This is a genomic window from Bacillus sp. 196mf, assembly GCF_003217275.1.
Classification (GTDB): Bacteria; Bacillota; Bacilli; order Bacillales; family Bacillaceae_G; genus Bacillus_A; species Bacillus_A thuringiensis_S.
On record NZ_QJTG01000005.1, the window covers coordinates 93,441 to 115,922 of the forward strand.

Consider the following 22,482-nt stretch of genomic DNA (forward strand, 5'->3'; position numbering starts at 1 on the left):
GGGGATACTGATGCAAAAATATTTTGAGGAAGCACATCGTTTTTGTTCTCGTAATAGAAAGCACTTAGAAAAGGATGTTATATGTGGTTGTTTCTATTGTTTAGAAATTTTTCATCCAGAAAAAATTACAGAGTGGTGGGATGATGATAACACAGCAGTTTGTCCGTATTGTGGGATTGACTCTATTATAGGGGAAAGTTCAGGATTTAGAATCACAGAAATGTTTTTAAGTGAAATGCATAAAAGGTGGTTTTAGTTAAACGAATGACAAAATAAACTTTCGGTAACGAAGATAGTGTAAAACTAGCTAAGATTGTACACTATCCATAAAATGAAAAAGACGTTATCCTTTCTATAGAATCGAAGAGTCAATCATGTAATTTCATTTACTCAATCTGTACACAATTTCCCCCTGGAAGAGGGAATATAAAAAAGCTCGGGCTTAGCCCGAGCTTTTCATTATTTCTTTTCGTCTTTTTTCTCGTCAGCTTTTTGCTCTTTGAAAAGATCTTTTAAATCTTTATCGTCAACTTTTACGTCAGCTTTTTTGATTTCTTTCATCATAAGATCGTTCATGAATTGAGCATCTTGCGTTTTTTCTTGAGCTAGTGATTTTTTAATATCAGCTTTTGCTTTATCGAAAGTAGCATCTGCGTGATTATCAGTTACTTTAATAATATGGTAACCAAATTGTGTTTTTACAGGTTCGCTTACTTCATCTTTTTTCAACTTTTGAGCTGCTTCTTCGAATTCTTTTACCATTTTCCCTGGTCCGAAGAATCCTAAGTCGCCACCTTTTTCTTTTGAACCTGTATCTTCAGAGTATTGTTTTGCTAATTCTTCGAAAGATTTACCTTGAGCAAGTTCATCTTTCACTTTTTTAGCAGTTTCTTCATCTTTTACAAGGATATGACTTGCTTTAATTTCCTTTTTATAATCCTCGAATTTTGCTTTTACATCTTTATCAGTAATCGATTGTTCAACCGCTTTTTCTTGAGCTAATTGAGCACGTACACTATTTTTTATAGTTTCTTCTTTAATACCTTGTTGTTTCATTAGGGTATCGAATTGATCACCGTATTGTTTTTTCATTTCATCGAACTTTTTGTCTACATCTTTGTCTTCAACTTTGTAGTTTTTAATAAGTACTTTTTCCATAACCATGTTGTTTAGTACTTGTTTACCAGCTTGTGTCTTCATTTGATCGTAGAATTCTTCTTTTGTAATGTCACCAGCTTTAGATGTAACGATTTTGTCTGATGATGATGTTCCACATGCTGATAATGCGATTACACTTGTTGCGGCTAAGGCAAGCATAGCTTTCTTCATTCGATAAACACTCCTACTATTATGTATTTTTAATTTATCCTACACCGATGAATTTTAAATTCATAAGAGCCCGATTAAGTCTCACTGATACTTTTGCTTTTTTGTATTGGTAAAGCGCGCTTAACAGGGCTTACCGTGGCTGAGGATAAAGTTTTGATGAATGTTTTGTTCTATAGTATAAGCAATATGTACAAAATTTAATATATCATATTTCGACGCGTTTTCATATTGATAAAGAAAAATTAACCAGTACGTGTCAGATTTTAAAAGTGTGCCATATTGGGCGTATGCCGCATATACAGAATAGAGGAGGGGATGGGGATGAATTCTCAACTTATTTTATTACTTGTACTGTTTATTTTATTGGTTATTGTAGGTATAATTTGCTTATAGAGGAAAAAAGTGAGGAAGGGGCTTTCCTTCCTCACTTTCCATGAAATATAATTTCTATATAACTAGAAATTAATAAAATTGTTATACATACATTAATAACCCGAAAGACACCGGGCTGGCGGCTCGCAGCTATTTGTTTTCGTTCACACAGTGTATGTGTCATGAAATTCGTGTAAAATATAACAAGAAGTGCGAATGCGACAAAAACAACTGTTATAAGTGTCATGAGGCGAGACCTCCTTTTGGCTAAAATACATATACATATATTGTATCACACGATATTTTGTTCGTGTTACAAAATTCAGAAATAGAAGACTTTGTGTTAGAAAGTGAGGGAGAAAATGGACGTTGTTAGAAGATTAGAACAAGCTGAATACTACGTAGACCTACTATTTAAAATGATTGATGAAGAGAAGTGTCCATTTTATTCTTTGATCATAAAGAAAAAAGCTCGTAAAAAAGATATTGAACGTATACTAAATCTTTGTGAAAAACTGAACGAGCAATATGTAGTGGAGAAAGCTGAAGGGCTTCTTTTGTTCGATGCGCTGTTAAATCAATTTGAAAAAGCGCTTCCACATCAGCTCGAAGTACACGAAACTGCGGAAGCGCTAGCAAAACAAGGTTTATTTAAGCCGCTTATGAATGAATTCTTAAGCATGATTGCGAAAAAATAAATAGATTATTTCTTAACTAACTTTTGATCGGATTCTGTAAAGTTCTCTTCAATATCTTCTAATGATTTCTCAAAAATATCGATAAAGTCTTGTCCGTAAATATTACGCAGGATTGCAATCAGTTCGATATTTTCTGGGAACTTCCCATAAAAATTACGAAGTGCAAGAGCCCCATTAAACACTGAATTATTTTCAGGATCATACTCCTCCATTAAGCGAAGTAGTAATTCTTCCCCTTTGTCTGTAATTTCAATGTACGTATTTCGTTTATCATCTTCCTTTTTTGAGAATACAAGATAGCCGCGTTCTTCCAGCTTTTTCGAGAAGTTAAACGCCGTTGATACGTGCATAACTCCAAACTTAGCAATCTCAGAAATAGAAGCCCCTTTTAAATGATAAGCGATTGTTAAAATATGATGTTCATTAATATTTAAATCGTAAGGTTTAATCCACTGCTGCCAATCTTTCTCTACACATTTCCATAACGCTTTCGATAATTGAGCAATGCGTTGGCTGAAAATCATCGCTTCTTTTACCGAGTAATCTTTTTCTCCACTTTTCATTTACTCACCCACTTTAACATTCTTTTTCATTACTATCTATTATGCCAGTAAAATAAAAATTAATAAAGTCTTTTTGTAAGAATTGTGAAAATTTTTTAACAAAATGACATTCTATACAAATCATGCATAACTATGGAAGCGTTTTATGAGTCGTGAATACATGCGTTGTCCTTACATGTTAATTGATAACATATATTGTAAATGCATAAAAACACGGCATATCTATACGATATGCCGTGTCAAGGTCAATTTATATAAAAAATATTTGTTATATGCAAAAAACTAAGCAGGAATTTGTTTACGCTTTTTCTGGAACAGCTTCTTGTAGTTTCTCAATTGACTTTTGGATGTCCAAAATTTCTTTCTCAATATGGCGCTTGTTTTGAGAAATATCTTGTTTCCAGTTAGAAAGCGTGTCTTGCATGTCATCTTTTAGTTCTTGAAACACTTCTTTACCTTCTGAAGCCGTTTCAACAATTTGACGCTTTAATAATTTCGTATCAGCTGTAATATCAGCTAAAGTCTTTTTAATATCATTTCCTTTTTCTTTTAACTTGCCGCGCATGTCTTTACCAGAAGAAGGAGTTGAGAAAAGAACGGCTAGTCCAGCAACTGCTCCCCCGCAAATAACACCTGTAATAAAGGATTTAGCTTTTGACATAAAAGGAGACCTCCTTATTTTTTGTTCGTATTCATGATGTGAAAAAATATGCATATCTTTCTTATATGTGCTATGCACAAACAATCATCCCTGAGCATTTTAAGTGAAGAAACAAGCCATGCGGAATTTGATGACTTCAGGGAAGTGGCTTGTTATGTATTACGCCTTCTTATAGTGTCATTATTTCACACTATTTGCAATTGTACTTGCGATGTTTTGTAAATTTTCCATAGTGTATTCATTTTGGTGTGATTTCCAAACAGCACCGAAACCATCTTTTTCACCGTAGCGTGGAATTAAATGAAGGTGGAAGTGGAACACAGTTTGTCCAGCTTTTTCACCGTTATTGTTAAGTAGGTTAAAGCCAACTGGATTAAACTCTGCTTTAATCGCATTTGCGATTTTTGGAACGACAGAAAAAATGTGTGATGCGATTTCTGGCGTTAACGCAAAAATGTCTTGTTTGTGAACTTTCGGAATAACAAGAGTATGTCCTTTTGTTACTTGACTAATATCTAAAAATGCAAGCACATGTTCATCTTCGTATACTTTTGAGCAAGGGATTTGCCCGTCAATGATTTTACAAAAAATACAATTGTCTGCTGTATGATTCATTGATCTCATCCTTTCAAATATCCTTAGCCGTATTTTACCATAATTACATAAGAGAACAAACACGAAAAACAGGAAGCTGACTCAGCTTCCTGTTTTCTGAAGAGGGATTGAAAAAGCATTATCGTAATTTACGTTTCGCAGACACCTCATTTATTTAAGAAATGCACGGTAAATCGGCTAAAGTTTCTGCCGTAGACACCCCATTTTCAAGTGAAATGAATTGCAATCTTTTTTAAAATGAAATTGTTTATTTTTTAAAACAGTATATGCTCTTTCAGAGACACCCCGTTTCGAAAATGAAACAAATAATCTGGTTATGTGTAAATTTCATTGTCCAACATGGACACCCCATTTCATGATGACTTCACTATGTTGTTGTACTCATCAATTGGTGGTCGCTTTTTCAATGTGTTCCTTCTTCACTAATTATGATGTCCGCTTTCGTAAAAATATATGCTAACAAATTTAATTTTTTTTTAAGACATCGATACTATGTAGTACAGCGCCATTTTTGGTAAGATGAATATAGAATGAATACTAATGAAGAAAGTGGTGTCGTATGAGCGAGTTATTGCGTGTAGAAAATGTTACAGGAGGATATACGAAACGACCTGTATTAAAAGATGTTTCGTTCTCTGTTAATAAAGGCGAACTTGTCGGCTTAATCGGTTTAAATGGAGCTGGTAAAAGTACGACGATTAAACATATTATTGGTTTAATGGAACCGAAAAAAGGAACTGTCACAATTAATGGGAAAACAATTCGTGATGATATGACAGCATACCGTTCTAGTTTTTCGTTCATCCCAGAAACACCTGTATTATATGATGAGCTAACGCTAGAAGAACATTTGAAGCTAACAGCGATGGCGTACGGTGTCGATGAAAAACAATATGAAGAACGTGTAGGACAACTATTACATGAATTTCGCATGAAAAATCGTTTAAAATGGTTTCCATCTCATTTCTCAAAAGGGATGAAACAAAAAGTAATGATTATGAGCGCGTTTTTAGTTGAGCCATCTCTTTACATAGTAGACGAACCTTTCGTTGGATTAGATCCGTTAGCAATTCAATCACTTCTTCAAATGATGGATCAAATGAAAAAGAGTGGCGCCGGCATTTTAATGAGCACACATATTTTAGCGACGGCAGAGCGTTATTGTGATTCGTTCATTATTTTGCATCAAGGTGAAGTAAGAGCGAAGGGAACGTTATCTGAGCTGCAATCACAGTTTAATATGCCAGGTGCAACGTTAGATGATATTTACATCGCGCTAACAAAGGAAGAAGATTATGAATAGCACAGCATTATGGAAAGAACGATTTCGTCACTTTCTAAAAGAAGTTCGTACATATAGTAAATACGTATTTAATGATCATTTGAAATTTATTTTTGTATTTATCATCGGCGCAGGAGCGTATTATTACCAGCAATGGTTACAAACGTTAACACCTTCGTTTCCGACAGCGCTTGTTATGGCAGTGTTGCTTGGACTCGTGTTAACAGCTGGATCCATTCAAACGTTATTAAAAGAAGCGGATCTCGTTTACTTACTGCCAGTTGAAGAAAAGTTAAAACCTTACTTCACCAAGGCATTTCTTTTTACATTTATGATTCAGTTATACATAATTGCAATCGTAGCAGCTGCGCTTGCTCCGTTATACTTCCAACAAATGAAGCAAACAGGTGCTGGCTACATATGGATCGTACTCGCATTCGTCATTGTAAAAGCGTGGAATTTATTTGTAGCGTGGGAAAAGTCATTTTTAACAGATCAAAATATACAAAAGGCTGATTGGTTTATTCGTTTTATCTTAAACGGTTTATTTGTATATTTCCTTGTAGAACGTAATTCAGTTCTTGTTATTGGCGGAATCGTTCTGCTCATGGTGTTATATCTTGCTATCATGCATCAAATGGTAAAAGGAAAGCCGCTAAACTGGGAGTATTTAATTTCTGAAGAAGGTAAGAAAATGATGCTGCTGTACCGAATTGCGAATATGTTCGTTGATGTACCAGCATTAAAAGAGAGAGTAGCACGCAGAAAATGGCTTGATTTCATTCTGTCGATGATAGGCGAAAAGCGTACATATTTATACTTATATACGAGAACTTTCTTAAGATCTGGTAATTATTTTGGCTTATATGTGCGCCTGCTTGCTCTTGGCGGAGTTATTCTTTACTTCATTCCGTTTTTATATGGACGATTTATCGTAAGCCTTATCTTCCTATACTTAATCGGTTATCAGCTATTAACTTTATGGAAACATCACCGCATGAAAATTTGGCTTGATTTGTACCCAGTAGGGGGAGAAGAGAAGAAGAAAGATTTTCTTACTTTATTAAATGCGATTCTAATCATCGGGAGCGTAATCTTTACAGTGATATTTGCACTTGCGACGAAAGATTTCATGATGACGGGAATTTTACTAGTCGTAAGCATAGTATTTAGTATCGGTTTCGTTTATCAATACGGGGCAAAACGTATTGAGCGTTTAAATTGAAGGGAATGAACCTATGATTACATATGAAGAAAAGGTTATAAAAGAACTGGAGCAGTGGAAAGCTACATTCATGAAAGATTCTTCTATGATGACACGGTTCTCAAAGAAAGTGCAGACGAAAGTACAACAGCTTATTCCGGCGAAAGTGCAAAAAGTATTAACAGAAACGATTCGGATGATGGTACAAACAATTAGCGCCGGATCAAACTTTATAAAGCCGAAATTAAAAGAGACGAACTGGTCATTGCAAAGACGAGACGATGAAGTACGTAAAAAAATGGATGAGTACAAAAAAATAGCAGCGGCAGAAGGAGCAGGGACGGGAGCAGGCGGTATTCTCCTTGGCCTTGCTGACTTTCCGCTTTTACTCGGCATTAAAATTAAATTTTTATTCGATGCAGCAACATTGTACGGATTTGATACGAGCGACAAAGAAGAGCGCCTTTTTATCCTTCACGTTTTCCAGCTTGCCTTTTCAAGTGACGACCACCGAAAAGAAATATGGAAAGCAATCGAAACATGGGATACAGAAGAAGAAAATCATATGGACTGGGAAAAGTTCCAAACAGAGTACCGAGACTATATCGATTTAGCAAAAATGCTTCAGCTCGTACCCATAATCGGTGCCCCAGTCGGCGCGTATGCGAACTATCAATTACTGCAAAGACTTGGGGAAGTAACGATGAATTGTTATCGTATGCGGTTGCTGAATAGGGATTAAAAAGAAGGCGTCCTACATGTGTAATGTAGGACGCCTTTTCTTGGAAGCTAAGTCCGATATAGCTAACTCCAACTATAATCAATACGATAAAAAGTACAATGATTAATGAAAATCCGCTCTTACCAGCTTGTCCCGCTTCACCGCCGCCATTACCACCAAGTCCCATATGATATCCTCCTTATTGTTATATATTGCTTTTACTTTATAACTTTCTGTATTTTCCAATAAATACCTTATGTAGTGCTAACTAAATTGAAAATCATTTCGTTTTGTTTTATAATTCACTTACCGACCGGTAAGTAAAAATAAGTGAGGTACAATATGACGAAGAATTTACAAACATCGCAGAACATTGTAGAGGCATCATTTAAACTTATGGCAGAACACGGCATTGAGAAGATGAGTCTTTCCATGATTGCGAAAGAGGTAGGTATTTCAAAACCGGCTATTTACTATCATTTTTCTTCTAAAGAAGCGTTAGTTGATTTTTTATTTGAAGAGATTTTTTCTGATTATCATTTTGCAAATTACTTCGATAAAGAGCAGTATACGAAAGAAAACTTTGCAGAAAAGCTAATCGCAGATGGTTTACATATGCTCTCTGAGTATGAAGGGCAAGAAGGAATACTGCGCGTTATCAATGAATTTATCGTAACTGCATCGCGAAATGAAAAGTACCAGAAACGTTTATTTGAAATACAAGAGGATTTCTTACATGGTTTCCACGATTTATTGAAGAAAGGCGCGAGACTGGGCGTTGTGTCACAACATGAAACGGAAGAAAATGCTCATACGCTAGCGCTTGTGATCGATAATATGAGCAACTATATGCTCATGGGATTCCATTTAAAGTATAAAGAAATTTGGATTCGAAATGTGAAAAACGTCATGAAGGAGGAGTAAAGATGAAAATGCAAAAAAACTGGTGGCTCGGTTTTCTTGGATTTATTGGGATTTATAAAATACCAGGTATGATTGAAGCTTTTCAAGCGGATGGAAGTTGGATGAAGTTAATCGGTTTCATTTGGTTACTTTGGTTCGGATATTTTATTCCTGAGAAGAAAGAAGATTAAATTTCAATTTTCTGTAAAGTTATGTAAAATGTAGATTAAGAGTATTCATATATTAGATTACTAGATTTGGAGTGGTTACATGGATCCATTGAAAAATGAAATTCACCCTGACATGGTCAAGGTGTGGAAAGTTCGTGCTGTAATTGAAGAAGGGATCGGTATACTCGTCATTTTAGCTTACCTTTTCCTCATGATAAAGTTTGATTGGTGGGCGTGGATTTTGTATGTAATGATTGGGCTGACAGTTGTGTTCGCACCATTTTCGTACTTCTTATTCCCGAAACTACGTCAACGTTATTACAGCTACCAACTAAATGAAGAAGAGCTTGAAATTCAGCATGGTCTTTTTGTCGTAAAGCGCGTATTAGTACCGATGATTCGTGTGCAGCACGTAACGATTGAACAAGGACCAATTATGAGAAAATATGGCTTAGCAGAATTACACATTTCAACAGCAGCAACTTCTCATAGCATCCCAGGCTTAACGATGTATGAAGCAGAAATGTTGAAAACGAAAATCGCAGAATTAGCGAAAGTGAGTGATGAGGATGTATAAGAGGCAGCATCCAATCACGATGTTATTAGAATTAAAAATAACAGATTTTATACCACTCATTATTTTCATGTTTAGCTTAAACGGAAAATTCCCGTTTTGGTATTTAATTCCCGCAGCATTTGGTTTACTCACCGTTTTTTCAGCATTTGAAAAATGGTATTACACAACATATTGGGTTGAAAATAACGTATTACATGTGAAAAAAGGTCTCTTCGTGAAAAAGGAGAGCTACTTAAATAAAGAACGTGTTCAAACGATTAATACAAGTTCTAACGTACTATATCAAATGCTCGGTTTAAAAAAAATTCAGATTGAAACAGCTGGTGGGGGCGATGAAGCAGAAGTTAGCTTAGCTGGTATTACGGCAGAAGAAGCGGCGGAGCTTATTACTTTGCTAAATGAGCCAACTCCAGAAGTGAAAGCAGAAGGAACGTTAGACGAAGCAACAGAAAATGTAGTAGAAAAAGAAATTGTTACAGAAGAAAAACAAGCGACAGAATATAAATTAACTTGGAAAGAGATTTTATTAGCATCTGTTACATCTGGTCAATTTGGACTATTATTCTCTTTAATCTTTTTCGTTTATCACCAAGTAGATGAGTACATTCCGAAATGGATAGAGAATGGCGTAAAGTCGTATGTAATGGAACATGATATATATGGCTGGATTTTCATGGTAGCCATGTTACTCGTTCTTTCTTGGATTATATCTACAATCGGTTACGCGTTAAAACATGGCGATTTCACAGTGAATCGAAGAAATGACGAAGTCCGCATTTCGCAAGGATTGCTTGAGAAAAAAGAGCTCGTACTAAAATTGCATCGTATTCAAGGTATTACGATAAAAGAAAGTATTTTACGCCAACCATTCGGTTATTGTGCTGTGCAAGTAGAAGTCATTCAAAGTAAAGGAATGAGTGACGAAAAAGAAAAGGTTACACTGCACCCAATCATTCGAAAAGATCGAGTACAACAGTTACTCGCCCATTTACAATTACCATACGAACTGAATGCAAACATTATTGCATTACCAAAAGCAGCATTACGCCGCTATCTCATTGATAGTTTCATTTTCTTCGCAATGCTAGCAATCCCGTTTATTGGAATAAGTATATACTCTGAAAAGCACTTCATCATGTGGGCATTAATTCCGCTCGCGATCCTCATCTTTACACTTGGATACGCAACATTTAAAACAAATGGTTACAGTGTTAACGGAGAACAAATTACACTTGTCTATCGTAGCGTCGGAAAATATACAGGACTTATTAGAAGAAGACATGTCCAATCAATGGAGAAGACACAATCATATTTCCAGCGCCGTGCGGATTTATGTACGTATAAGTTTTCGAGTGCATCATCTAGTTATAAAATAGAGCATACGAGAGTAGAAGATGCGGAGAGAATGCAGAATTGGTATAAGAAGTTAAGTGAGAAATAACTTGAGAAAGCTTGCCTATTATGAAGGGCAAGCTTTTTTGTTATAGGGAAAAGAGTCGTTTAATCCATATATTAGTACAACTACAGCACACATGTATCAATACGTATGCAAAAAGGAGTATGCTTCTATTTCAGGGGAATCTGTGGAATTTTTGATATAAATGGTATACTAAAATATAAATAGTATTAGGAGGTTATATATGATAAGTCAGTTGAAAAGAGAAGCGCTTGATGCATTAAAAGGAAGATGGGGATTAGCGGTAGGGGCAACTTTATTAATTGGAATCCTTATTGGAGCTGTTGAAATGCTAACAACAGGTATTTTCTCGATATTTTGGGGTTGGGAAGAGGCAAGTGATTCACTTACAGTAAGTATTATAGTAATGCTTGTTATTGGTCCATTAACAATAGGTGCCTATTATCTTGTTTTAAATGCAATTCGTGGGACTGATGCTCGCATTGGTCATATATTTAGATGGTTTAGCGATGGAAGTAAGTTGATGAAGTCGTTTTTAACATATTTACTAATGTATGTATACTTGACTCTATGGACATTACTTCTTATTATTCCAGGTATTATTAAATCATTTTCTTATTCTATGACATATTTTATTTTGAATGATCATCCAGAATATACAGCGAATCAAGCGATTACTGAGAGTCGTCATATGATGAATGGACATAAAATGGATTACTTTTTACTATGCTTAAGTTTCTTAGGCTGGTTCATATTAAGTATTCTTACTATAGGAATCGGTTTCTTATGGTTAGCACCGTATTTCTACGCGACATCAGCCGCATTTTATGAAGAGATTTCAAAAGAATATTATAAAAAAGAAGGCACTACTTTCTAATAACCACCTATCTCCTAAAGAATATAGGGCACAGATAGTTTAGATGTTCTGTTTAGGGGGGGTTTCAGGATAAGGTATAGGTTTTTATATAAAAATTATGCCCTCTATGTTTTAGCATAGAGGGCTATTTTTTTTGTGAAAGTAATGAATAATATATGTGAAACAAAAAAAGTGAGGTGAATGAGAGTGAGCAAATTTTTAATACCGTATTCGTTTTCTATATTAAGTTTCTTTATTTCAGTAACGGCACTTGATTTATATGATAGGATGGGAAACAATAGTGAGCTGGTTTCGCCGAACATAATCGGTAAGATAATTCAATCTACTGCGCAAATGGGAGTCCTTACATTATATTTCGGAGTACCTATCATTTTAGGTGGCTGTCTACTTGGTGAGCTATTGTTTAGAGGTATCATTTTACGATTTAAACTAAGCTATATTCTATCTTTATTATTATATTTACTTTTAGCTTTTAGTATTGCTTCTGTAACGGTTGGAATTCCAACTACATATGAGGATTCTAATACTACTTTCATGGTAATAACTATGATTTGCGCTGTTACATTCTTTATGGGCCGGAATATATGGGAGAAAAAAGAAATGAATAATGGAGTGACAGAATGAAATATACATGTCCGTGCTGCGGGTATAGAACAATAGAAGAAGAACCACCAGGTACATATGAAATTTGTAATATATGTTACTGGGAAGATGATGAGGTACAGTTTAACGATCCTGACTTTGAAGGCGGGGCAAATGAAGTCTCGTTAAGACAAGCACAGAAAAACTTCATTGCATTTGGTGCTTGCGAGGAATGTTTTGTGAAATCAGTTAGAAAGCCGACTAGCGAAGATGTGAAGAATACTAGTTGGAAGCAAATTAGTTAAATAGATTTAAATAAAAATGTTATTACTCGATGTAACAAGAGTAATAACATTTTTTTATGTAATGATGAAAGAATTAACGGCGTCTTATAAGGTAAAATAATAAAGATGATAACGTAATAGGTAGGCCTGTTTCCAAAAAGGCTTCTAAATTAAAGGATAGAAAATATCGGTCGTTAAATAACATAAAGAAGAAATGATTGTAGGAAATACCTAACACTATAAATAAAGGAATACCAATTTTTAATTCGTGACTTCCTTTTATTTTTCTATAACAAAATTCGCCTATTAAACAACCGATAAGAACAGGAATACTTCCAAGAATTGAAAGCATAATAATAGATACCCAAATCGGCCCCCATGAATCCGCATAATTTGGAACGCTTGTATACTGTAAAACATTCACAATGATAGAAAAAAACAATAAGCATATTAAATAACTAATAGAAAATTTTTTCAATGGAATCATCCTTATAAAATTTCACTTTATTTTTATGAAAATATAAACCTCTTTAAATTATAGATTAGATGTATAAGGATAATCAATTTTTATACATTTCGTGTTTATGGATATATTTTCGATGAATATAAAAGTATAGATGTATAGTCAATGTTATATATTTGATGTTATCATATTGAATGATATGGAAATTTTTAATGGAATAAGTAACTGAAAATTCAAAGGTAATGCAGCTTTTGTTGTATAAAGAAAATACTTAGTAGTAATCAACAATATTAAAAATAAGATTCGTATTTATATAAATTTAGTAGAAATGGGGTTTTAAAAAGGAATGAGTATCAGCATAACGCGGCAAAAGATTTTGGCGGCCGCTTCTCAAATTGTGCAATGTAAAGGGGTTGCTAAATTAACCTTAGAAGCAGTGGCAAAAGAGGCGGGTGTAAGTAAAGGTGGATTATTGTATCACTTTGCAAATAAAGAAGCTTTAATAGAAGGTATGATAGTCAGAGGGATAGAGGATAATGAGGGCGCTATTTACAATAAAGTAGCGGAAGACTCAGAGAGGAAAGGGAGATGGGTTCGCTCTTTTGTAGAGGAAAGATTAAGTAATGAGAGAAGAACAGAAGAGTTGTCTAGTAGTATGATGGCAGCATTCATGTTAAAACCTGAATTACTTGAGCCATTACAACAATCATTTCAGCAACTGCAAAAGAATATAGAAAACGATGAGATAGATTCAGTTTGTGCAACAATTATTAGATTAGCAGCAGATGGATTATGGTATTCGGAATATTTAGGGGTTGGCAGACTAAGCCCCGAGTTAAGAGAAAAAGTGATTCAAGCTCTTATTAGTAATTCATATAAATAGAATATACGAACTATATAATGCGAAAACAATTCACCATTACTTATTTAATGTAGTGGTGAATTGTTTTTTTTATTAGAAAAATAGAACAATTTTATAGAGTATTGAATTATAACCGTCCAGACGGTATAGTAATATTTGGTTTAAGAGGAAAATGAAACAAAAAAAGAATAAAAGATATTTTTAGCACACTATTCGAAAGGATAGGCCGCAAAGCTTAGAGTCTACGGTAATACATATTGGTTACTAAGATCGTCTGGTTGCACATTTTTGATGCAACCGGACGGTCTTTTTTTGTTATATAAATATAAAAAATAGGAGGGAACTATGCAAATGAAAAGTACTAAAAGGCATATTTCAATGGTTTCATTAGTTTTTCTAGTATTATTTTCAGTGCTGAATGTGTGGGCTCCAGTGATTCAAGCTGCTGTGATGAAAAGTCCAGTGGACGAAATTAATATTTCCCGTACTGATGGCACGACATCTGAACCATATCAAGCCTCAGATGGTATGAAAGTAGAAGTGAAGTGGTCAGCTAAAGAAAAAATAAAAAGTGGAGATCAATTCACAATTGATATGCCAAAAGAGTTTCGAAAAGACCTTATGAATATGAGTTTTCCTTTAAAAGATGCTGAAGGAAAAACAGTTGGTACATGTGAGATGAAAAAGGGTCTATTAACGTGTACTATGGGTGATTACGTAGAAGGAAAGAATAACATTAAAGGTTCTTTATTCGTAGAATTCTACTTTGGTCTAGAAGCATATGATGGTGTTAAAGAAATTCCATTAGAATTTAACGTTGATGGTCAAATCGTAAATAAAGAAGTAAATGTAAGTAATACTACAGAGAGACCGAAGCCACAGCCCAATACAGATAATCTATTGAAATGGGGTTCTTATAATCAAGAAGATCCGTCCATTGCTGATTGGCTTGTATATGTAAATGCGACTGGAACAGAAATGCAAGATCTTAAATTAACAGATACATTAGGACCTGGGCATGAGTTAATTACAGACAGCGTAGTATTAGAAGAGGCTGTATTTGAAGATGGTTATGCACCAACAAATATTAAGCCAGCAAATTTATCTAACATTAAAATAAATGCAACGAAGACTGGATTTACAATTGAATTTCCCGACAGTTCAAAAGGCTATATTTTAAGATATAAAACAAAGATTACTAATCCTGCTGCAAAGCCTCATAAAAATACTGTGAAATTAGAAGGTAAAAATATTAAAACTGAAGAAAAAGTAGGACAAGTATTTGTAAGTGGTGGGGGAGGATCCGGTTCAGGTGACAATAATCCACCTAGCATTGAAAAAAATATAGTTGATGAGAATGGCAAGCTTGTAGAGAATGAGCAGTTAACACAAATGGATCAAGTTATTCAATACCAAGTTGGTACACATATACCGAACGATCCTCCTAAATACACATCTATGGTAATTAGTGATGATTTAGAAGATGTTTTAGAAGTATTAGAGGCAAAAGTGTATGATCAAAATGGCCAAGATATTACTTCTAAAGGAACGTTAAATATAGATAAACAAAGAAGTGAAGTAACATTTACATTTGGTGAGAGTTTTGACTATAAGTCATATGAAGACCAGATAATTAACCTTAGTATTAAGGCGAAAATTAAAAATAATGCAGACTTATCTTCTTACGTAGATAAGAAGATTCCTAATAAAGCGGAATTACATTTTGATGATAAAACATTAACATCAAAAGAAGTAACTATTACGCCGCCTGAAGCTCCAAAAGATGGTACAGTATCGCTTCATAAAATAGATTCTGAGAATCCGAACAAAGGGTTAAAAGGTGCCGAATTTGAAGTTCGAAATAGTGCAAATGAAGTTGTTGTAAAACTGAAAACGGACGAAAAAGGTTTTTCAGTACCTCAAACTTTAGCTCCTGGGACGTATAAAGTTTATGAAACAGTAGCACCAGAAGGATATCAAAAATTAACAAGCCCAGTAGAGGTTACACTTCAAGCTGGAGAAATAAAAACAATTGAAATTAAAAATACTATGCAAAAGGGTCAAATTGAAGTAAAGAAAATTGATTCGGAAAATGGTGAAAAACCATTAGCAAATGCAGAGTTTGATATAGTAAAAGACGGTGTAGTAGTCGAATATATTGTTACAGATAAAGATGGTAAGGCAATCTCTAAACCGTTAGCACCAGGAAAATATATTTTAAAAGAAACAAAAGCACCTGAAGGCTACCAATTAAAAGAAACAGAGTTCGAAGTAAATGTAACAGGGGACGGCATATTCCCAATACAAGTGGAAAATGCAATGGTAGACAAAGGTAATATAGAAATTACAAAAGTGGACAAAGAAAACGGAGCAGTATTAGCCGGTGTCGAATTTGAAGTCCAAGATGAGAAAGATGACGTAGTAAGAAAAGTAGTAACAGATAAAGATGGAAAAGCAAACGTTTCAGATCTATCAGTAGGAAAGTACAAATTAGTAGAGACGAAAAGCTTACCAGGTTACAAAAATCTAGCAGAACCAGTACTATTTGAAATTACAAAAGGTATGACAAAAGCTTTAGTAATAAAAGTAGAAAATGAGCAGTTAGACAAAGGCTCAGTAGAAATTACAAAAATAGATAAAGATAGTCAAAAAGTATTAGAAGGCGTAGTCTTCGAAGTGCAAGATGAGCAAGGAAAAGTAGTAACAGAAGTAAAAACAGATAAAGATGGTAAAGCAAAAATCTCAGATTTATCAGTAGGAAAGTACAAATTAGTAGAGACGAAAAGTTTACCTGGCTACAAAAAGCTAACAGAACCAGTATCATTCGAAATTACAAAAGGTATGACAACAGTCCTATCATTGAAAGTAGAAAATGAACAGTTAGATAAAGGTTCAGTAGAAATTACAAAAGTCGATAAAGACAACAAAAAAGCATTAAAAGGCGTAGTCTTTGAAGTGCAAGATGAAGCTGGAACAGTAGTAAAGGAAGTAAAAACAGATAAAGATGGTAAAGCAAAAATCTCAGATCTATCAGTAGGAAAGTACAAATTAGTAGAGAAAGAAAGTTTACCAGGCTATAAGAAACTAACAGATCCAGTATTATTTGAAATTACAAAAGGCATGACTGAAGTTCTATCATTAAAAATAGAAAATGAAATGGTAGATACGGGAAATGTAGAGATAACAAAGATAGATAAAGATAATAAAGCACCGTTAGCGGGAGTAACATTCATCGTCCAAGATGAAAAGGGGAATGAAGTTACAAAAGTAACGACAGATAAAGATGGAAAAGCAAATGTTTCAGATTTACCTGTAGGAAAGTATGAATTAGTAGAGGTAGAAAGTTTACCTGGTTATAAAAAGCTAGAAAAATCAGTATCATTTGAAATCAAAAAAGGCATGACCGAGGTTCTATCATTAAAAGTAGAAAATGAAATGGTGGATACAGGGAATGTAGAGATAACAAAAATAGATAAAGATAGTAAAGCTCCATTAGAAAATGTTGTATTTGAAGTACGTGATTCAAAAGGAAAAGTAGTTGCGAAAGTAAAGACGGATAAAGAAGGAAAAGCAAACGTTTCAGATTTACCTATTGGGAAGTATGAGTTGGTGGAAGTAGAAACACCGGCAGGATACAAACCACTAGAAAAGCCAGTTTCATTCGAAATTGAAAAGGGTAGAGTAACAGCGCTAAAGCTAACAGTAGAAAATGAATTAGTGGATACAGGAAATGTAGAAATTACAAAAGTAGATAAAGAAAATAAAGATGCTTTAGCTGATGCAGTATTTGAGATTCAAGATGCAGCAGGACAAGTAGTCTCTAAAATAACGACAGATAAAAAAGGACAAGCACAAGTTACTAATTTATCAGTCGGCACATACAAGTTAGTAGAAGTAAAGGCACCAAAAGGGTATAAACAATTGGTAGATCCGATTGCTTTCCAAATTGAAAAAGGCATGACAAAATCTCTTGCTTTAACAGTAGAAAACGAAATGTTAGACAAGGGAAATGTGGAAGTAACAAAAGTAGATAAAGATAGTCAAAAAGTATTAGAAGGCGTAGTCTTCGAAGTTCAAGACGACAAAGGAAAAGTAGTAACAGAAGTAACGACAGATAAAGATGGAAAAGCAAACGTTTCAGATCTATCAGTAGGAAAATACAAATTAGTAGAGACGAAGAGCTTACCAGGTTACAAAAAATTAATAGAACCAGTATCATTCGAAATCAAAAAAGGTATGACGAAAGTTTTATCATTGAAAGTAGAGAACGAACAGTTAGATAAAGGTTCAGTAGAGATTACAAAAGTGGACAAAGAAAGTGGCGCAGTATTAGCGGGCGTAACATTCGAAGTGCAAGATGAAAAAGATAAAGTAGTAACAAAAGTAACGACAGATAAAGAAGGAAAAGCAAAAATTTCAGATCTATCAGTAGGAAAATACAAACTAGTAGAGACAAAGAGCTTACCAGGATACAAAAAACTAACAAAACCAGTATCATTCGAAATCAAAAAAGGCATGACAAAAGTCTTATCACTAAAAGTAGAGAACGAACAGTTAGATAAAGGTTCAGTAGAAATTACAAAAGTGGACAAAGACAGCCAGAAGGCATTAGAAGGCGTAACATTCGAAGTGCAAGATGAAAAAGGCAAAGTAGTAACGAAAGTAAAAACAGATAAAGAAGGAAAAGCGAAAATTTCAGATCTATCTGTAGGAAATTACAAACTAGTAGAAGTAGAAAGCTTACCAGGCTACAAAAATCTAACAGAGCCAGTATCATTCGAAATTAAAAAAGGTATGACGAAAGTCTTATCATTGAAAGTAGAGAATGAACAGTTAGACAAAGGTTCAGTAGAAATCACAAAAGTAGATAAAGATAGTCAAAAAGTATTAGAAGGCGTAGTCTTCGAAGTACAAGATGAGCAAGGCAAAGTAGTAACGGAAGTAAAAACAGATAAAAATGGTAAAGCAAAAATCTCAGACTTATCTGTAGGAAAGTACAAATTAGTAGAGAAAGAAAGCTTACCAGGTTACAAACAATTAACAGAATCAGTATCGTTTGAAATCAAAAAAGGCATGACAGAAGTTCTATCATTAAAAATAGAAAATGAAATGGTAGATACGGGAAATGTAGAAATTACAAAAATAGATAAAGATAATAAGGCACCGTTAGCAGGTGTAGTCTTTGAAGTTCAAGACGACAAAGGCAAGGTGGTAACGAAAGTAACGACAGATAAAGCTGGAAAAGCAACAGTTTCAGATTTATCTGTAGGAAAGTACAAGTTAGTAGAAGTAGAGAGTTTACCAGGCTACAAAAAATTAGAAAAGCCTGTACCATTTGAAATTAAAAAAGGTATGACAAAATCCTTAACGTTCACTGTAGAAAATGAAATGGTAGATACGGGGAATGTAGAAATCACAAAAATAGATAAAGACAGTAAAGCACCATTAGAAAATGTTGTATTTGAAGTACGTGATTCAAAAGGAAAAGTAGTTGCAAAAGTAACAACGGATAAAGAAGGAAAAGCAAACGTTTCAGATTTATCTATTGGAAAGTATGAGTTAGTAGAAGTAGAAACACCGGCAGGATACAAACCACTAGAAAAGCCAGTTTCATTCGAAATTGAAAAAGGTAGAGTTACAGCATTACAATTGACTGTAGAAAATGAATTAGTGGATGTAGGAAATGTAGAAATTACAAAAGTAGACAAAGAAACGAAAGATGTTTTAGCTGATGCTGTATTTGAGATTCAAGATGAAGCAGGACAAGTAGTCGCTAAAATAACGACAGATAAAAAAGGACAAGCACAAGTTACTAATTTATCAGTTGGAACATACAAGTTAGTAGAAGTAAAAGCACCAAAAGGATATAAGCAATTGGTAGATCCGATTACTTTCCAAATTGAAAAAGGCATGACAAAATCTCTTGCTTTAACAGTAGAAAATGAAATGTTAGACAAGGGAAATGTAGAAGTAACAAAAGTAGATAAAGATAGCCAAAAAGTATTAGAAGGCGTAGTCTTCGAAGTACAAGATGAGCAAGGCAAAGTAGTAACAGAAGTAACGACAGATAAAGAAGGAAAAGCAAAAGTTTCAGATCTATCAGTAGGAAAATACAAATTAGTAGAGACGAAGAGCTTACCAGGTTACAAGAAGTTAACGGAACCAGTATCATTCGAAATTAAAAAAGGTATGACAAAAGTCTTATCATTGAAAGTAGAGAATGAAAAGTTAGACAAAGGTTCAGTGGAGATTACAAAAATGGCCGCTGAAAGCAAGGAAGTCTTATCAGGAGCTGTGTTTGAAGTTCATGATGACAAGGGAAAAGTAGTAGTGAAAGTAACAACAGATAAAGATGGAAAGGCAAAAATCGCAGATCTATCTGTAGGTAACTACACACTAGTAGAAGTAGAAGCGCCAAAAGGATATGAAAAATTAACTAATCCAATTCCATTTGAAATTACAAATGGAATGATAAATGCAGTTCAATTAGAAGTATTAAACAAATTGAATCATTTAGCACCACCAGGTCCAGAAACACCAGGTCCAGAAACACCAGGTCCAGAAACACCAGGTCCAGAAACACCAGGTCCAGAAACACCAGATCCAGAAAAGCCTGGAACACCAGATCCAGAAAAGCCTGGAACACCAAATCCAGAAAAGCCTGGAACACCAAATCCAGAAAAGCCTGGAACACCAGATCCAGAAAAGCCTGGAACACCAAATCCAGAAAAACCTGGAATACCGAATCCAGAAAATCCTGAAAAAGAATTACCGAAGACAGGGCAGAAAATGCCTGTGGAACCATATATGGGAGCACTTCTTGTAATGATGAGTTTTGGGTTACTCGTATTAGGTAGAAAACAGCGGAGATAATAAAGGTGAAAAGGTATCCTCAAAGTATTTGAGGATACCTTTTTTATTTGACATAAAAAAGGTATTTAGCAAAAGAACTCGATACAAATAAAAACAAAAAGGAATACAAAGTTTGCCCTATTTTCTTAATGTGGCTATATCAAAAAAGTTAGCTATATATATTTAATGTGAAAGTAAAAGATTAAAGGCCTTCTTAATGTTTGGATGAAAAAAGAGTTATCTTTGTAATTAATTTGAGTACTTTAGGAAAGAAGTCTATTTCCTAAAGTACTCAAAGGATAATAGTCCAATAGCAGGTGGGAGATGAAAAGCGTTTTAGCACTGTAGTAGCACCTTAAAATGTAGATAGGGGAAAATAATGTAAAAAAAACTATTGTATATTTAAAAACATCATGTTACATTTGTGTTACAGAAAAGTTACAAACTGTAACTTACATTACGGTTTGTTTTCTTTTGTTTTTCGGTATGTTACGAAATGAGATTCGTAGCAAAACAACCGAGAATATGTAAAGTTAAAAAAATAGCAACCTAAAAATAGTTTTTCTATGTGTATAAGAGTGTGTGTAGTAAAGGGCCTGGTGAGAGCTTTACGCACATTATTAAAATTCCTTTCTGTCTTTAAAAGAAGAAAACCAACTACCAACTATTTAGGAGTTTTAAGTAATGATAGTAAATGAAATGTACTTCCTTTCCCACACACAGTACATCTTTACTTTCAGTCTAATTACTACACAGACTTTTATACATATGCTGTTATTGTTTTAGGGATATATAGGAGGAGAAAAAATGAAAAAGTTATTAATGGTAATTGGACTTACATTTTTAATGTTAGCTGGATGTAGTAATGGGAATTTTGACAAAGCAATGGATGAAGGAAAGACCGCGTTAACGAATAAAGAATATAAAAATGCCTTATCATCATTTGAAAAAGCGTTAGATGAGAAAAAACACGATTCAGATGCAAAAGTTCTAGTAGAACAAACGAAAGCAATGATTGAAGCTGTAAAGTTAAAAGAAGAAACAAAGATAGAAGAATCAATCAAGTCATTTGAAAAAGTAGAGAACATGAAGAATGGAAATACTACGCTTATAAAACAAGCAAAGGAAGAACGAACAGCATTACTAGCCATCTTAGAACAAAAAAAGAAGTATAGCGAGCAACTGACGAAAAGTGAAGAGTTAATAAGTAAGAAAAATTATGCAGAAGCAAAAGAGATATTAAATAAGCTAGTTGCAGAAACAAAAGATAACAAGAAACTTGAAGAATATAATAAAAAAGCGGTAGGATTAGTTACTAAAATTAATGAAGAAGAAAAAAATGCAAAAAGTGAAGCACCAGCGAAGGCACAAAAAAACACTGCAGTAACGACTCAAAAGGTAGCAACAGAAAAGAATCAAAAAGCAGAGACAGAAAAAAATCAAAAGGTAGCGACTGAAAAGAATCAAAAAGCAGAGACAGAAAAAAATCAAAAGGTAGCGACTGAAAAGAACCAAAAAACTGAGACAGAAAAGAATCAGAAGGTAGAGGCAGAAAAAAATCAAAATGCATTTACTTTTGAGAAAGCTAAAGAATATATTAAAAATGAATATAAAGAAGACTATGATTACACGCTAGAGAATACGCAAGTAGAGAATGGAAAGAAATATTATCAAATTAGAGTGCGTACGACATATAAAATAGAAGGCGCAGCTGGACCAGGATTTACTGGAGTATTCAAAGTATTCGAAGATGGTACAATTATTGAACTGCACTAAATTGATGGAAAAGGTATCCTCAAAGTATTTGAGGATACTTTTTTAGCATAAAAAAAGCATCTAGCAAAAGTACTAGATGCAAATAAAAACACAAGGGAAGACAAAATTCTTCCCTTTTCCCGTATGTAATTATATCAAAAATTTTATAAAAAACTAGCTATATTTAAAATATAATTTTTAAAAAAGTTATATACATAAAATTGTAATACTCGCAGTTTTATCTTTCTGAAAAATCCATTTCTTTAATTTTGAATATTAAGACTAATGTTGATAA

General features: G+C 34.0%; 21 protein-coding genes, 1 pseudogene and 1 riboswitch. Of the genes and pseudogenes, 15 read left to right on the forward strand and 7 right to left on the reverse strand.

Going from position 1 to position 22,482, the window contains the following annotated elements; translation table 11 throughout:
- Positions 1-10: 10 nt before the first annotated feature.
- Positions 11-256 (forward strand): cytoplasmic protein, encoded by a 246-nt coding sequence (locus ATL10_RS10315; protein ID WP_069355163.1) that lies wholly within the window; start codon positions 11-13, stop codon positions 254-256.
- A gap of 203 nt (positions 257-459) precedes the next feature.
- On the opposite strand, the gene prsA is transcribed toward ATL10_RS10315, so the two are convergent.
- On the reverse strand, positions 460-1,329 hold the full coding sequence (prsA, locus tag ATL10_RS10320) for a peptidylprolyl isomerase PrsA (RefSeq protein ID WP_016513168.1): 870 nt from the start codon (positions 1,327-1,329) through the stop codon (positions 460-462).
- A gap of 424 nt (positions 1,330-1,753) precedes the next feature.
- Entirely contained in the window at positions 1,754-1,948 is a 195-nt protein-coding gene (locus ATL10_RS10330) for a hypothetical protein (protein WP_000172690.1), read from the reverse strand.
- 115 nt (positions 1,949-2,063) lie between these two features.
- Here ATL10_RS10330 and ATL10_RS10335 point away from each other — a divergent pair, with 115 nt between their 5' ends.
- Positions 2,064-2,399, forward strand: a complete 336-nt coding sequence (locus ATL10_RS10335) for a DUF1878 family protein (protein WP_000383657.1) — start codon at positions 2,064-2,066, stop codon at positions 2,397-2,399.
- A 5-nt stretch (positions 2,400-2,404) separates the two neighbouring features.
- Here ATL10_RS10335 and ATL10_RS10340 read toward each other — a convergent pair whose 3' ends face one another.
- The 3 genes from ATL10_RS10340 to ATL10_RS10350 form a co-directional block, all read right to left on the reverse strand.
- Positions 2,405-2,962: an HTH-type transcriptional regulator Hpr gene (locus ATL10_RS10340; RefSeq protein WP_000834924.1), complete on the reverse strand. Its 558-nt coding sequence runs from the start codon at positions 2,960-2,962 to the stop codon at positions 2,405-2,407.
- A gap of 298 nt (positions 2,963-3,260) precedes the next feature.
- Positions 3,261-3,623, reverse strand: coding sequence for a YtxH domain-containing protein (locus ATL10_RS10345; protein WP_000030302.1), 363 nt, complete (start codon positions 3,621-3,623; stop codon positions 3,261-3,263).
- A 180-nt stretch (positions 3,624-3,803) separates the two neighbouring features.
- The gene (locus tag ATL10_RS10350) at positions 3,804-4,238 is read right to left on the reverse strand and encodes an HIT family protein (protein ID WP_001016835.1); all 435 of its coding nucleotides are present in this window, start codon (positions 4,236-4,238) and stop codon (positions 3,804-3,806) included.
- A 559-nt stretch (positions 4,239-4,797) separates the two neighbouring features.
- On the opposite strand from ATL10_RS10350, the gene ecsA reads away from it, so the two are divergent.
- From ecsA to ecsC, 3 genes are read left to right on the forward strand one after another with little or no spacing between them, the layout of a single operon-like run.
- Positions 4,798-5,541: an ABC transporter ATP-binding protein EcsA gene (ecsA, locus tag ATL10_RS10360; RefSeq protein WP_001292598.1), complete on the forward strand. Its 744-nt coding sequence runs from the start codon at positions 4,798-4,800 to the stop codon at positions 5,539-5,541.
- The gene (gene ecsB, locus ATL10_RS10365) at positions 5,534-6,745 is read left to right on the forward strand and encodes an ABC transporter permease EcsB (protein ID WP_071713730.1); all 1,212 of its coding nucleotides are present in this window, start codon (positions 5,534-5,536) and stop codon (positions 6,743-6,745) included. Before ecsA ends, ecsB begins: the two co-directional genes overlap by 8 nt.
- A gap of 13 nt (positions 6,746-6,758) precedes the next feature.
- Positions 6,759-7,466: an ecs operon protein EcsC gene (ecsC, locus tag ATL10_RS10370; RefSeq protein WP_000634126.1), complete on the forward strand. Its 708-nt coding sequence runs from the start codon at positions 6,759-6,761 to the stop codon at positions 7,464-7,466.
- A gap of 43 nt (positions 7,467-7,509) precedes the next feature.
- Here the strand turns inward: ecsC and ATL10_RS10375 are convergent.
- Positions 7,510-7,632, reverse strand: a pseudogene (locus tag ATL10_RS10375) (YjcZ family sporulation protein); the annotation flags it as partial.
- A 155-nt stretch (positions 7,633-7,787) separates the two neighbouring features.
- On the opposite strand from ATL10_RS10375, the gene ATL10_RS10380 reads away from it, so the two are divergent.
- From ATL10_RS10380 to ATL10_RS10410, 7 genes are all read left to right on the forward strand, one after another.
- Positions 7,788-8,369, forward strand: a complete 582-nt coding sequence (locus ATL10_RS10380; protein ID WP_016082590.1) for a TetR/AcrR family transcriptional regulator — start codon at positions 7,788-7,790, stop codon at positions 8,367-8,369.
- 2 nt (positions 8,370-8,371) lie between these two features.
- Entirely contained in the window at positions 8,372-8,539 is a 168-nt protein-coding gene (locus ATL10_RS31240) for a hypothetical protein (RefSeq protein ID WP_000783808.1), read from the forward strand.
- A gap of 79 nt (positions 8,540-8,618) precedes the next feature.
- The gene (locus ATL10_RS10390) at positions 8,619-9,095 is read left to right on the forward strand and encodes a PH domain-containing protein (protein ID WP_000371358.1); all 477 of its coding nucleotides are present in this window, start codon (positions 8,619-8,621) and stop codon (positions 9,093-9,095) included.
- Positions 9,088-10,536 (forward strand): PH domain-containing protein, encoded by a 1,449-nt coding sequence (locus tag ATL10_RS10395; RefSeq protein ID WP_071713729.1) that lies wholly within the window; start codon positions 9,088-9,090, stop codon positions 10,534-10,536. Before ATL10_RS10390 ends, ATL10_RS10395 begins: the two co-directional genes overlap by 8 nt.
- 199 nt (positions 10,537-10,735) lie before the next feature.
- Positions 10,736-11,389 (forward strand): DUF975 family protein, encoded by a 654-nt coding sequence (locus ATL10_RS10400; protein ID WP_000625399.1) that lies wholly within the window; start codon positions 10,736-10,738, stop codon positions 11,387-11,389.
- A gap of 180 nt (positions 11,390-11,569) precedes the next feature.
- A complete protein-coding gene (locus ATL10_RS10405; protein WP_100909954.1) occupies positions 11,570-12,013 on the forward strand; it encodes a hypothetical protein in 444 nt (147 codons plus the stop codon).
- On the forward strand, positions 12,010-12,276 hold the full coding sequence (locus ATL10_RS10410; protein ID WP_000877838.1) for a CPCC family cysteine-rich protein: 267 nt from the start codon (positions 12,010-12,012) through the stop codon (positions 12,274-12,276). The genes ATL10_RS10405 and ATL10_RS10410 overlap by 4 nt, the downstream gene beginning before the upstream one ends.
- 73 nt (positions 12,277-12,349) lie before the next feature.
- Here the strand turns inward: ATL10_RS10410 and ATL10_RS10415 are convergent, their stop codons facing one another.
- Entirely contained in the window at positions 12,350-12,733 is a 384-nt protein-coding gene (locus ATL10_RS10415; RefSeq protein WP_000714567.1) for a hypothetical protein, read from the reverse strand.
- Between the two features lie 331 nt (positions 12,734-13,064).
- On the opposite strand from ATL10_RS10415, the gene ATL10_RS10420 reads away from it, so the two are divergent.
- From ATL10_RS10420 to ATL10_RS10430, 3 genes are all read left to right on the forward strand, one after another.
- Positions 13,065-13,601 carry a TetR/AcrR family transcriptional regulator gene (locus tag ATL10_RS10420; RefSeq protein ID WP_000028013.1) on the forward strand — a complete coding sequence of 179 codons (537 nt, stop codon included), beginning with the start codon at positions 13,065-13,067 and terminating at the stop codon, positions 13,599-13,601.
- 172 nt (positions 13,602-13,773) lie between these two features.
- Positions 13,774-13,866: riboswitch (cyclic di-GMP riboswitch) on the forward strand.
- Between the two features lie 59 nt (positions 13,867-13,925).
- Positions 13,926-20,453: a SpaA isopeptide-forming pilin-related protein gene (locus tag ATL10_RS10425; protein WP_110496873.1), complete on the forward strand. Its 6,528-nt coding sequence runs from the start codon at positions 13,926-13,928 to the stop codon at positions 20,451-20,453.
- 786 nt (positions 20,454-21,239) lie between these two features.
- Complete coding sequence (locus ATL10_RS10430; protein WP_100909955.1) at positions 21,240-22,208, forward strand: hypothetical protein; 969 nt, start codon at positions 21,240-21,242, stop codon at positions 22,206-22,208.
- Positions 22,209-22,482: the final 274 nt, after the last annotated feature.